Genomic DNA, 12,359 nt, shown 5'->3' with positions numbered 1-12,359 from the left:
ATGTCCAATAATACGGTAGATACACCACATTACCGAAGAAAACAAGCACAGAAAGTATCTTTAGAATATTCACAAGCAGTTTTTTCCTTAATCGTTTCTCTTATTCTGACCGTCATTTTCTTAATCAATGGCTTTGATTATTCATCGGCTGCGATTAAGCCATTTTTCTTTAGTGCGTTTGCTGCCTATCTATTCGTATCGATTATACAGGTATTGATTACATGGAAGATTAAACAAAACCTGAAGCAGTTTGGCTCTATTCAAAAATCAACAAGAAAATGGGGATATATTCAGTTATTAAGTGTACTGTTTGGAAATGTATTTACTGCTTCATCTGGACTTTTACTGATTAAAGAAAAAAAATCAATTGACTATATATTTGCTGTTTACATGCTATTAACACAGTTTTTTGTGATTGCTGTTTCTGCTTTAAATTTGTTTAAACCATATGTAGCAGACACGTTTTTACTAGGCATGTATATTCTCATTGCGATTTCTTTTTTTTATCTTTACGTCTTTTATTTTCTATCCAAAAAAGACAGAAGTACTTTAAACGCTACAAAAATTATCGTACTTTCAATAATCTTGTTCCTTACTGGACTATCAGGGAACTTATTTGCCCTTTTTTTAGGAATAAATTTCTTGCGTGATTTAAGAAAAGAAAAACTGTCTGGGAAAGCTGGATGGAATACAACGTGGAGGAAAATAACCAACAATGCTTCTGCCATGCTTGGCCTATTCTTTATTATTTTTCTGTTTGCTTTATCTATATGCAGTTATCTAACATTCGATAAAGATATGGCAATGGAGAATAATTACGCTGCCATCCTTCAGACACCCAGTCTTGCCTATCCTTTAGGTACAGATGATTTTGGTAGAGACCTTTTTTCTAGAATTATTTTCGGAGCAAGAATTTCATTAACTGTAGGGTTTCTTTCTACTATTATTCCATTATTTATCGGTGGGTTCTTAGGTGCCTTAGCTGGTTATTATGGTAATCGAGCAGATAACGTAATCATGAGGCTATTGGATGTATTGTATGCTATTCCTGGTATTTTACTTGCAATTGTCATTATTGCCGCATTCGGTTCGAATACAATCACTCTCATTATCGCTTTAAGTGTTGGCTCTATCCCAACATATGCGCGAACGATGAGAGCAAATATTCTCATGATTACGAATCTCGAATATATTGAATCTGCAAGAGCATTGGGAGCAAATAATTTTACCATCTTGTTTAGGCACGCAGTTCCAAACTCGCTTGCACCGATGATTGTTAAGTCAACTCTTACTATTGGCAGTGCTGTGATAGCTACAAGCAGTTTAAGCTATCTTGGATTAGGGGTTGAACCGCATATTCCAGAATGGGGGAATATTCTAAAAATCGGAAGTGCCTATCTTGAATCCCATTCCTATCTTGCCATTTATCCTGGATTATGCATCATAGCCTTAGTCCTTTCCTTCAATTTTTTGGGAGACGGTCTTCGAGATGCATTAGATCCTAAGTTAGATTAATTAAAACATATTATTTAGGGGGAATTTTGCATGAAAAAGAGTTTATTAGCCTTTTTGCTTGTCTTTGTTTTAGTCGCGGCAGGATGTGTCAATACGAAATCAAGTGTTGAGGAAGACAAAGGGAATGATGGGAAAACAAGTGCCAAACCTACTATTGAAATCTTGGGTAGCAGCACAAGTGAGTCTGACATCAATATTTTAAGAGATCAATTAATAAAAAATGGATTTGACGTTAAATTAAATCTTCAACCAGACTATGCGAGCTTCAAAGCACAACAAGATGCTGGAAATTATGATGTTGCGGTATCTAGCTGGACGACTGTAACAGGTAACCCAGATTATGCAGTACGCTCCCTCTTTAAAACAGGCGGAGATTATAGTATTTTAGCAGATGAAGAAATTGATACTTTAATTGATAAGGCAAGTACGCAATCACCGGATGAATATAAAGAAACATATAAGGAATTAGAACAAAAACTAGTATATGATAAAGCTTATATCGCTCCTTTATACATTTCTTATAAAGCCCAAGGAGTAAATAAAGAAGTCTTGAATCCAGCAACTGTTCGACTTGCAAAATCTAGAGCAATCGCTTGGGAAACAATTGACTTTAAAGATACTTCCAAAAGAAATACAGATCCATTAATTGTTCAACAAGCTATTTCTACACTAACTTCTCTTGATCCGATTAAAGGAAATGATGGATCTATTAATACATTAAATACAAATATGTATGTCCGTTTAATTAATTTAACAGATGATGACCAAGTCACTGCGGAAGGATCTCTATCTCATAATTACAGTATCGCTGATGGAAATTCTGAATATTACTTCTTACTAAGAGATGATATTAATTTTGCACAAATCAAAGACAAGAAAGCTGTTGATACTGGAGAAAGAGTTGGTGCAGACGATGTTATCTTCTCGCTTGACCGCGCCAAAGACAAAAATTCTGTTCCGGATCACCGTACTTACAGCCTTCATGAACATATTAAAACAACGGAGCTTGTGACAGATTTAGCAGAATTAAATGCGAAAGAAGCTGGAAGCGGCACAACCATAAAAGCCGCACTAGAAAAAAATCTTGACAAGGAAATTACAGAATTAGTCTCTGATAAAAAAGATGCAAATAATAAGGAAGGCAAGTATCAAGTAGTTAAAGTCATTACTACTGAGCCATTCCCACAAGTTTTAAATTATTTAGCCCATCAATCGGCAGGTATCGTTTCTAAGAAACAAGTAGAAAGCATTAATACGTATGATGTAGCTTCCTTTGACATCAATAAAGACATTCCTTATGGGGATCAAAATACAGTAACTGAAGGCGACAAATATAATAATACATTATTTGCTAGCGGCCCCTATATTCTTTCTTATAAAAATGATTACGAAGCAGTATTCTTAAAGAATCCAGCATACCAAAAAGGTACCGATGTTGAGCCGAAAATTTCTACTGTTCAAGTACGCTTTATAGCAGATGCTGATAGCGCCCTTTCTTCTTTACGAAATGGAGAAATTCACCTTTTCAACGGAGTACCTGAAACGAAATATAATTTAGTGGAAGAAGATAGCAAGCTTACTCTGCAACGTCAAGAAAGTAACGCTGTAACCTACTTATTATTCAATACGAAAAATAGAGAAGTAGCGAATAGTGATGAGTTAAGAAAAGCAGTATTGTATTCTATTAATCAAGACGACTTTATTAACTATTATCAAGGCAATAAAATTAAAGCAGTTTCGACCGTAAGTCCATTAGTAGAGACTGGCAATGAATTAAACGCTGATGCTGATAAAGTAAAAGAATATTTAAAAAAGTACCACGAAGGAAAATAACTATTCCTCTCTCTATCCTATCTTGTAGTTAGGATAGAGAGAGTTTCCCATCAATCCTAACTTCTATTCTATGGATATTCTTATAAATAACTTCAGATAGTGTTCTCTCCTATTTATGAGTAAAAATGCTGGCCCTAATCTTTTTGCAAAGGTATTGTGGTTCAAAAAGGCTTAGCCTATATCCATCACTATTTATTGGTAAAAGATCTCTTCTTTTCTTCTTTCAAAAGTATTACTAATAATCCCTCTTGAGAATTCTTAAATTCGTTAATAATAATGAAATAATCAAAATAAGAATAGCCAATGCCCACCAGAAGGCATTAATGGGCGCATCATGCTCCACAATAATTAATCTTACTATAGCTGTAATACCAATATAAATGAGATAGCGTAATGGAAAATGAAAATGTGAATCAAAATACTTGATTATTAAAGCTATAAATTCAAAGTATAAAAAGAAAGTAAGCAGTTCCTCAGTAAATAAATAATAATCTCTTTCATCCTCTGTTACAAAAGCGACATAGGAAAAGATAAACCAAGTTTCTTTTATAAGAAGAAAACTCAATGTTATCCCTATAAGAAACAAACAGCTATTCAATAATGCTTGTAAAAATATAGGCAGTTGCGTAAAAAACTTGATTAGATTTGCTCTTACACTTTGCATCCATCTAGCTCCTTTTATTAGGTATGTTATCTATTTAATATGAGCCATATTTGTATTATTAACCATTAAAAAGGAGGCTTTTTAATACTTCTCATTTACATCATCTTTTCCATTCCAAATCTATGCTCCTGAACAGGCTATCGCTAATATAAATCCCCTTTCTTAATGACGTATTTTGCTGTAAATCTTTCCTTTCACCATACTTCTGTCTTCGAGACCTTTCGTCAAAACTATATTTTTCGACATATAACAATAGCAATTTTGAGATAACTGTTCCTCACTCTTCTTTGCTATGCTAAATCCTATTCGACAGGTTTACAATTGTATAGTATAATTTTCCTTTATTGATATTAAAGCAATAATACATAACCTATAACGTAAAAGACTTACTTTCGCCTTACATATAAAGATGTAGTTTGAATTCTGCGTTATCATAAATAATAGGAGGAGATTTCCATAGAAGATTTGATTTTACAAATGATAGAGGCCTTTAAAGGACTTTCATATTTTGGTATTATGCTTGCATTAACTTTTGAATTTGTTCCAGCAGAACTGGTACTACCGTTAGCTGGCTATTGGGTATTTGAGGGAGATATGAATCTATATGGCGCTATTTTTGCAGGTTCTATTGGCGGTGTATTGGGACCACTCACTTTATATGCAATAGGTCGTTATGGTGGAAGAGCAGCCATTATAAAGTTCGGGAAATATTTTTTCATAAAAGATGAACATATTAGTAAATCAGATCAATTTTTCGAAAAATATGGTGGGAGTATTGCCTTTTTAGGCCGCTTTGTTCCTGGAGTTCGGACAGCGATTTCGATTCCTTGTGGAATGGCCAAAATGAATGTATGGAAATTTATCATTTATACTTATTTAGCTATGCTTCCTGTTACGGCCATTTATGTCTATTTAGGCTATAAATTGGGCCCGCAATGGGAAAAAGCTGGTGAAGTATTTAGTCAATATGCCAACTATTTGTTAATCCCTATCGCACTATTCATTATTTGGCTCATTGTAAAAAGAAAAAAGGTGAAGGTACAATAGTTAAACAGGGACTAGCTCCGGCGTGTATTTAAAACATAATGGAGCTAGTTTCTTTTTCCTGTATTATAGATTAAGTGAATTATAGCAATACCTCTTGGCTTCCTTCAACATAAATCGGGCTCACCCCGCTATCAAGATTATTGTTAAAATCGAAAATGGAAAATTTACCTGTCATTGGATTTTTGTTTTTACCCATCCTATTAAATGGAGGTGGTTAAGATGAAAAAGGAAATTCCAGTTAAGTTTACGGGAAAGGTTCTCGATCAGCGAAATGATCTTACTGGTCCAGATGATTCAGGAAAAGCATCCTATCCAAAAAGGCCAAAGCATGTATCCATCCAGGAATCGAAAAGAAAATAATTTAAAAGCTGCCCTCTAGTTCCATCAAGGGGGCTCTTCTTTTGCCCTTTCCTCCCCTATCATATGGTTGGATTTCTAACTGTTCAGCAATTCACCCTAATCTTTCCAATATTCTCCGTTTTTGATAAAGCATATTAGCAACTTCCCCTACCTCTTTTATGGCCGCTTTATTCATATAGGCACCAAAAATCATTCCCGCTACTGGTATCATTTGAAAGAGTTTTTTCCATCCGAAATTATCCCGATAAGAAGCAAACACCTCTCTCCACCCTTGCAGCTGTGCGAAACCTTCCTCCTTAGAGGCATTGGTCAATTCATTTAAAATGGCTCTTTTTCCAACTATATCAGAAGACGTAAATTGCATACATTTAATCATAAATATTCGCTCTTCCTTATTTGAAGGGTCATAACCATATGCTACTGCTACTTCTTGGATGGTTTTTAACGTAATTCCAAAGATAAGGGGGATATCAACAGCAAGTGTAAAAATACCGCCAAAACCAGTTGTAGCCCCTTGAATTTGGGCATTTTTCGCACGATTTTTGATAAAGGCTTCTGCTGTCTGTTCCATAGAATCAATCGGAAAATGTTTTATATCTTCCAATTTCACATCTTCCTTTAACGATAATTCTTTTTTAACTTTATACAATGTTTTCTCATTATCCACTAGATACTGTCCGCCATTATCAATATATACGGCAATTTCATCTAATAGTATATGTATTTTCTCTTGGATGTATGTCGGTGTCAATTTATCTAACAGCACAAATGGGAGTCTTCCGATTTTTTCCCAAAAGAACAAACCTTTTTGGTTTTTCTCCCATTTTTCAATATTCTTTAATTTTTTTCTAAGCAGTTTTTGATTTTCCATTTCTTTATTTTTGTTTAACTGTTCCATTCTATTCTCCCATTTTTTGAATTATCTTTAAATGCATAATGAATTGAAATGACGAGATTTGATTTCACTCGATTTTTAAGATAATCATTTATACGAGTTTTCATATAAAAAAGATTCATTAAAAAGAGTGTTCTTCTACTCGATGACCATGCACTTTTCTATCTTACTAGGGAGTGTGTTGTTCACTGTATGAATCAATAATGCTAACGCATATAGGGAATGGCCTACATATAAAAATAATGCCTATTATTTACATAGGAACATATTATCCTCAGCTTTTAAAAGCTATTTTTTATTTATTTAAATAAACACTTATGCAAAATAAACAATAAAAAGCCTTGCAATTAATAAGCTGGCCTGTTATGCAAGTATTCTAAATCATTCACATTGCTTTTGTGCAAGGCGATCATCCAATTCTAATTAACTTCCTTTTCCTCTTCTTTGGTATTCTCTATTCCGTAATCACTTCAATATCTATATTCTCTTGAAAAATCATCAGTAAAATGCTCTAAATAGGTTACTGCTTTGGCAGATTCCCCCAGCACATTTACCTCTTTGACAGTTGTATTTCCTGTTGGCATCGTAAGCGTAACAGATTATCCCTAATAGATGCTCTATTAAAATATTATCATCACCTTTCCATTCGATTTAGGGATATCGGTAATGCATTGTATTGCAACTCTCCTCCGTTCTTCTTTAGAATTATAATTTATGCTTTCGGTAATTTCACTTGGAAGTGGTTTTCTGCCACTTCTATATCTCTATTAGTTAAATTACTTAACGTATAGCTGCTCTCTTCCTCACTCCAAACATTCCTCTTAAGTCCTCTTTTAAATTTGGTTATTTTTACAAGAAAATTAAATAAAATATAGGCATTATTATTGATGCTAAAAAGGCAGAATAACACTTCCCAACTTTTCTCCGACAAGAAAAGCATCCTAGACAGGATACATTCTTCGTAAACTTATGCTTTATATAATATAACGGCTGTATAAATTCCCTCTTCTGTTATAGGGTCATTGTTCACAGCGAACTTAATATCCATTACTTCATGATTTTCCAATTCCTTTAACACTTTATTTAAATGTTTCTCGAATTTTTTATTTTTCTCCGAAATAACTTTTGTTTGAATCATAAGGTTGTACCTGCCTTTTCCTAATTATTTTCTTATATCCATAGATAAATTACTATCCGCAATCTTTCCGCTTTCCGAAAAATTCAATTGTCCCTTAACCTCATATTTTTCTATTGGAGAGCCATCGTCCTTTTTATAACCAATAATAGCCGTGTCATCATAGATATTTTGCTGTTTTTCTTTTTGGGCTACTTTAAAGTCCTTTATCTTCATTTCACTGTTTTTTGGACTAGTTGCTATATAGCTGAATGCGTAGGCTCTTGTATCATGCATTTCTTCGGTAAAAGATTCCTTATACTTCCTCTTTATGTAAGAATACGCGTCACTTGATGAATTTGAATTTTGCCATCCTCAATCATCGTGTAATTATTTAGATCTTCTAAAATATCGTGAAGTTCTTTATTAGGCACTGTAAATATTTCATTCAATACAGTTTCAAGTGTAGTAATGTTTTTGTCTTTTGAATCCGCTTCAGCCGAACAGTCACTACTCCTGTCACCATGCCAATTAGTAAAATAGAAGGACATTTACTAAAGAATTTATTCGCTTTCCCCTCTCCTCTCTCTATAGGAATACGTTTGAATAATCAAAAAGTTTCAATCGAAAATAAAAGGACTATACAAAAACAGACTTTGTTGTTTTTGGAATAGACCTGGCCATTCCACTATGGATAATAAACTTGTATGGAACAAATCAATCAGATAGAATGAAGAAAAAAATCTGTCTCCTAATGTGAGAAGAGACAGTAATGTTAAATGTTACAACAAAAATTAGTAGATAATAGCAGAACAGATCAAGATAACTACTGAAGATATATGTTTCACTCCCTTGGATGTCATTTTCATGTTATATTTAGTCAATTCAAAGTGTTATTAGTAAGCTTTTTTAACGTTTTTATTATTATTTTTATCTCTTATTGAAAACTTTTATTGATCTTGCGCCATTAATCCTTGTATATCTCCTTTTAGGATCCTATATCTTAAGCTTATTAAGCAGAACATGGAATCTAAAAATAGAGAACTTCTCCTTGCTATTGCTCGTTTTATGTATACTCTCTTTAGTAATTTTATGCTTATTTATATTTTTAGCATAGAATAGCTTTTAAGCAGCTTAACACATTTTACTCTATTTTAAAAACTCCATCTACTTCTCTTACGGATATCACCTATACCCACATTAAGAGAACAGAGGAATCATACTTCATAATTATCCTATTTCGATTTGAGAAAAGCCGAAAATCACAGGCATAAAAATGCCCTGCTCAATAAGCAGGGAGAAAGTGAGGGAAGAAACTGATCATTCCTTCCCCTCTTTATAACGAGCAATTATTGTATCTCCATATTCATAATTATTTGTTATAAACTCAATTTTACCACCAAAGAGGGAAAAATGGACCGAATCTTCTTATTCCAAAGAATGGGAATGCAAAAAGTCCAAATCTTCTGAACGGAAATATTAATCGACTATCTTCGCTTTGATTATGACCCGTTACCAATAAGTATACGTTTTCATCATCATAACTATGGAGAATCCCTTGGTGAACTTCACCATCTCTTGTTTCTATTTGAATAAATTCAAATAAGTGCTTGTGACATTTCGGATGAAATTTGTGTTTATAATGATCATGATCCTTTTTATGATGATGATGGTGATGTTCATGATGACTTGAAGATGATTCCATTATATCTCTATTATTTTCCACGGCATTAGCCTCCCCATTTAAATTCACTGTAGTTTATGCACAAGTGAAAATAAGGTTCGACTTTAAGTTTGACCATTTTATAGGAATTTTGAACCATATTGCATATCATCTGTTTTTTCTCTTTTGTAAGAAGAATACGAGTAGTGCCATTAAATACTTATTGTCAATGAAGCAATCTGTTAAAACTATTTCTCATAATTATTCCGCAACAATCACATTAAATTCTTTAGATATTTCCTAGCCTTAAACACCTTTTTTTCTCAACTAAAGGTCCCCTTATAGTTTGGGAATCCTTAATAACATCGGAAACCACTAAAGAACCCACAAATAATAATACCCTACTCCAAAGAATAGGGCTTATCATCACAATACTAGATTCAGCTGACTTTTATATCTTTTATTAACCTATAGTGGAAAGGTAAGAAAAAGTAATAAATGATTATATATACAGGTATGCTATAAAGCAAATTCCATCCTTTATATTCCATGAATCCTGATATATGGCATGTCCACTCAATGAACAAAGACAATAATGCAAATAATAGTGTTCGTTTCATACGTTTATCTCTGTGCAATTTATTTAGAAACCATATTGCTAATGACGATGGAATAAGTGCGTATGTTAGCAGCTCCCCAATTCCAGTAGATTCCCCTCTCCCAAAATCTACCCAATCTAAATATATTGCAAATACACTATTGGCAATCCAGGTAATAGCACTAATTACGCCATAAGTACAATAAATTTGCAGCCCATTCATTTTTTCCTTTGGCATAAATAATACCATAATTAATAATAATACTGCCCAAACAATAGGAACCCAAATCCCTTTAGCATGAATGTCAAGATTTTCAATAATTTTGCTCAAAACAATCACCACTTTTTTTGAATAGTTTAACTTACAATTATTCATTTTATACACATAGAAATTAAAAAACCCCCACTTAAATGAGCGGGGGACAGTAATAGTATTATTAATTTGTTCTCGCTTTATAATTTCTGATAATGATTTTGGTATAGCTTATTCTGAAAGATAAGATTTGGAGGTAAACATTTTGTTAGACTAATTATGATAACAAATCTCTGTCACCTAATATGCAAGACTCATCAGTGGAAAATTTCACGAAAGCATTCCTTAAATCTAGTTCTGACAAGTAAAAGTGGTCAAAATGTGGTCAAATTCAACTTAGCCAAACTATAAACCCTTATAAACAAAGGGTTTTTCTACTAAATAAATTACATCACACGCTTAAACATTTTCTCCATTTCATAAGTAGAATAATGCACAATAATCGGTCTACCATGCGGACAGGTAAATGGATCGGATGTTGTTCGAAGTTCGTCCAATAAACTTTGAATCTCATCATTTCGCAAATGGCGATTTGCTTTAATGGATCCCTTGCAGCTCATCATGATGGCAGCTTCTTCTCGTAAAAGCTTGATATCTACTTTTCGCATCGAGAGTACTTGTTCAATCATTTCTTCGATTGTTTCTTTTTCTTCTCCTTTAGGGAACCATTGTGGATGGGAGCGTACTAAGTAGCTTTGCTGGCCAAATGGTTCGAGAAATACGCCGACTTTTTCGAGCTCAGCTTTATTTTCTTCTATTTTCATCCATTCATCTAAGGAATAATCTAATGTTAATGGGATAAGCATTTCTTGTAATTCCTTATGGACTTCGCCAACCTTTTCCCGGAAAAATTCGTATTTGATTCGTTCTTGAGCTGCATGCTGGTCGATAATATATAGGCCTCTTTCGTTTTGTGCAAAAATATAAGTTCCATGCATTTGCCCAATTGGATAAAGGGGCGGAACTCTCGGACCCTCTGCCACGTCAGCTATTTCTTCCTCTTCCCATGTTTCCTCTATCTCTTCTTCTGTTGCAGGAGGGATACTACTATTCCCTTCCTGTCCAAAGAAAAAGGCTGTGCCATCTGTTATGGTTGATTCTTCTTCACTTTCTCCAGATGGCCAACTGCTTGGTGTGTCTTCAAGAGGTTCGCTCCAACTCGGCTTTTCTCCCTGTTCTGTTGTTGGATTGGAAAAAGTAGGCTCCATTTTGGGAACAGATACTGGCATTGCCGATTCGCGAATCGTATCAAAGCTAAAGGCCGCTTGCTCTTCTTTCGGAGCTGGCTTTTTCTCGCGGATAAGTCCTGCTGGAATAAGCTCCTTTTTCTTAAATGCCGATTTAATCGTATTACTGACAAGTTCGTATAATTCTTGTTCTTTGCTAAAGCGCACTTCCATTTTCGATGGATGAACGTTAACATCAACAAGGATTGGATCCATTTCAACATTTAAAAGAACAATCGGATATCTGCCAATAGGCAATAACGTATGATAGCCTTCCTGAATACTGCGGACAAGAGAATAGTTCTTAATAAAGCGACCATTAATCATTGTGGAAATATAGTTCCGTGATGCCCGCGTAATTTCTGGCAGCGCCATATAGCCGCTTAGTTTAAAATCAAGAGTACTTGCTGAAATTGGTATCATTTTTTTGGCTATATTTAAGCCATAAATACCCGCAAGTACTTGTCTTACATCCCCATTACCATTTGTATGAAGGAGCTTGCGGTCGTTATGCACTAAGCGAAAACTAATATCAGGATGCGCAAGGGCAAGGCGGTTGACGATATCGGTAATATTACCTAGCTCTGTATGAATCGATTTCATATATTTCAATCTTGCTGGCGTATTGAAGAACAAATCGCTGACAATGATCTCTGTTCCCCTTCTTCCCGGCGCTCCTTCCTGTTTCACTAAATGTCCGCCTTTAAGCTCTACTGTTGTCCCTTTTTCTCCGGTAGAAGTGGTCAAGGTGACTTGAGAGACAGAGGCAATACTCGGTAGTGCCTCGCCTCTAAATCCAAGGGTACGGATTCGAAATAAGTCATTTTCGTCTTTTATTTTACTTGTTGCATGTCTGGAAAAAGCAGTTAAAACATCCTCTTCGTCAATTCCTTGTCCATTATCAAGAATACGAATGCTTTGTAAACCAGCTTCTTCGATAAAAATTTCAATTGAAGTACTTTTTGCATCGATACTATTTTCTACTAATTCTTTTACAACAGAGGCTGGCCGCTCAACAACTTCACCTGCAGCAATTTTATTCGAAAGTGCATCATCCAGTTGAATAATCTTTGCCATTTTTTCTCCTCTTTTCTTTCTTACTTTTTTCTGTTTTCATGTGTTGGGCAGTGT

The 12,359-nt window shown here is 34.4% G+C and carries 13 protein-coding genes; 4 read left to right on the top strand and 9 right to left on the bottom strand.

Annotated elements, in window-relative coordinates:
• Together NX902_RS10385 and NX902_RS10380 are read left to right on the top strand one after the other, a co-directional pair.
• Window positions 1–1,515, top strand: coding sequence for an ABC transporter permease (locus tag NX902_RS10385; RefSeq protein WP_172859354.1), 1,515 nt, complete (start codon window positions 1–3; stop codon window positions 1,513–1,515).
• A 30-nt stretch (window positions 1,516–1,545) separates the two neighbouring features.
• Window positions 1,546–3,348 carry an ABC transporter substrate-binding protein gene (locus NX902_RS10380; protein WP_171509538.1) on the top strand — a complete coding sequence of 601 codons (1,803 nt, stop codon included), beginning with the start codon at window positions 1,546–1,548 and terminating at the stop codon, window positions 3,346–3,348.
• Window positions 3,349–3,583: 235 nt separating this feature from the next.
• Here the strand turns inward: NX902_RS10380 and psiE are convergent, their stop codons facing one another.
• On the bottom strand, window positions 3,584–4,012 hold the full coding sequence (psiE, locus tag NX902_RS10375) for a phosphate-starvation-inducible protein PsiE (RefSeq protein ID WP_047940088.1): 429 nt from the start codon (window positions 4,010–4,012) through the stop codon (window positions 3,584–3,586).
• Window positions 4,013–4,468: 456 nt separating this feature from the next.
• Here psiE and NX902_RS10370 point away from each other — a divergent pair, with 456 nt between their 5' ends.
• Both NX902_RS10370 and NX902_RS10365 read left to right on the top strand, forming a co-directional pair.
• A complete protein-coding gene (locus NX902_RS10370; protein WP_171510311.1) occupies window positions 4,469–5,059 on the top strand; it encodes a DedA family protein in 591 nt (196 codons plus the stop codon).
• 219 nt (window positions 5,060–5,278) lie between these two features.
• The gene (locus NX902_RS10365; protein WP_171509537.1) at window positions 5,279–5,419 is read left to right on the top strand and encodes a hypothetical protein; all 141 of its coding nucleotides are present in this window, start codon (window positions 5,279–5,281) and stop codon (window positions 5,417–5,419) included.
• 91 nt (window positions 5,420–5,510) lie between these two features.
• Here the strand turns inward: NX902_RS10365 and NX902_RS10360 are convergent, their stop codons facing one another.
• The 8 genes from NX902_RS10360 to mutL form a co-directional block, all read right to left on the bottom strand.
• Window positions 5,511–6,290: an EcsC family protein gene (locus tag NX902_RS10360; protein WP_172860311.1), complete on the bottom strand. Its 780-nt coding sequence runs from the start codon at window positions 6,288–6,290 to the stop codon at window positions 5,511–5,513.
• Window positions 6,291–7,026: 736 nt separating this feature from the next.
• The gene (locus NX902_RS10355; protein WP_172860309.1) at window positions 7,027–7,245 is read right to left on the bottom strand and encodes a hypothetical protein; all 219 of its coding nucleotides are present in this window, start codon (window positions 7,243–7,245) and stop codon (window positions 7,027–7,029) included.
• A gap of 36 nt (window positions 7,246–7,281) precedes the next feature.
• On the bottom strand, window positions 7,282–7,452 hold the full coding sequence (locus NX902_RS10350) for a sporulation protein Cse60 (RefSeq protein WP_235973417.1): 171 nt from the start codon (window positions 7,450–7,452) through the stop codon (window positions 7,282–7,284).
• A 24-nt stretch (window positions 7,453–7,476) separates the two neighbouring features.
• Window positions 7,477–7,725 (bottom strand): hypothetical protein, encoded by a 249-nt coding sequence (locus NX902_RS10345; RefSeq protein ID WP_172860310.1) that lies wholly within the window; start codon window positions 7,723–7,725, stop codon window positions 7,477–7,479.
• Between the two features lie 32 nt (window positions 7,726–7,757).
• Entirely contained in the window at window positions 7,758–7,979 is a 222-nt protein-coding gene (locus NX902_RS10340) for a hypothetical protein (RefSeq protein WP_341160709.1), read from the bottom strand.
• An 842-nt stretch (window positions 7,980–8,821) separates the two neighbouring features.
• Window positions 8,822–9,154, bottom strand: a complete 333-nt coding sequence (locus NX902_RS10335; protein WP_095329259.1) for a hypothetical protein — start codon at window positions 9,152–9,154, stop codon at window positions 8,822–8,824.
• A 377-nt stretch (window positions 9,155–9,531) separates the two neighbouring features.
• Entirely contained in the window at window positions 9,532–10,020 is a 489-nt protein-coding gene (locus tag NX902_RS10330) for a hypothetical protein (RefSeq protein WP_141231329.1), read from the bottom strand.
• 368 nt (window positions 10,021–10,388) lie between these two features.
• Window positions 10,389–12,305, bottom strand: a complete 1,917-nt coding sequence (gene mutL / locus NX902_RS10325; protein ID WP_095329257.1) for a DNA mismatch repair endonuclease MutL — start codon at window positions 12,303–12,305, stop codon at window positions 10,389–10,391.
• Window positions 12,306–12,359 lie beyond the last annotated feature (54 nt).

The sequence above is a fragment of the Niallia sp. FSL W8-0954 genome (assembly GCF_038005605.1).
GTDB classification, from domain to species: Bacteria; Bacillota; Bacilli; order Bacillales; family Cytobacillaceae; genus Niallia; species Niallia circulans_A.
The sequence above is the reverse complement of the archived record's forward strand: the minus strand, read 5'-3'. Positions and strand labels throughout refer to the sequence as shown.

Coding starts and splice junctions, on each gene's coding strand:
- NX902_RS10385 (WP_172859354.1), top strand. CDS start 1: ATGTCCAATAATACGGTAGATACACCACATTACCGAAGAAAACAAGCA.
- NX902_RS10380 (WP_171509538.1), top strand. CDS start 1,546: ATGAAAAAGAGTTTATTAGCCTTTTTGCTTGTCTTTGTTTTAGTCGCG.
- psiE (WP_047940088.1), bottom strand. CDS start 4,012: ATGCAAAGTGTAAGAGCAAATCTAATCAAGTTTTTTACGCAACTGCCT.
- NX902_RS10365 (WP_171509537.1), top strand. CDS start 5,279: ATGAAAAAGGAAATTCCAGTTAAGTTTACGGGAAAGGTTCTCGATCAG.
- NX902_RS10360 (WP_172860311.1), bottom strand. CDS start 6,290: ATGGAAAATCAAAAACTGCTTAGAAAAAAATTAAAGAATATTGAAAAA.
- NX902_RS10350 (WP_235973417.1), bottom strand. CDS start 7,452: ATGATTCAAACAAAAGTTATTTCGGAGAAAAATAAAAAATTCGAGAAA.
- NX902_RS10345 (WP_172860310.1), bottom strand. CDS start 7,725: ATGCATGATACAAGAGCCTACGCATTCAGCTATATAGCAACTAGTCCA.
- NX902_RS10340 (WP_341160709.1), bottom strand. CDS start 7,979: ATGTCCTTCTATTTTACTAATTGGCATGGTGACAGGAGTAGTGACTGT.
- mutL (WP_095329257.1), bottom strand. CDS start 12,305: ATGGCAAAGATTATTCAACTGGATGATGCACTTTCGAATAAAATTGCT.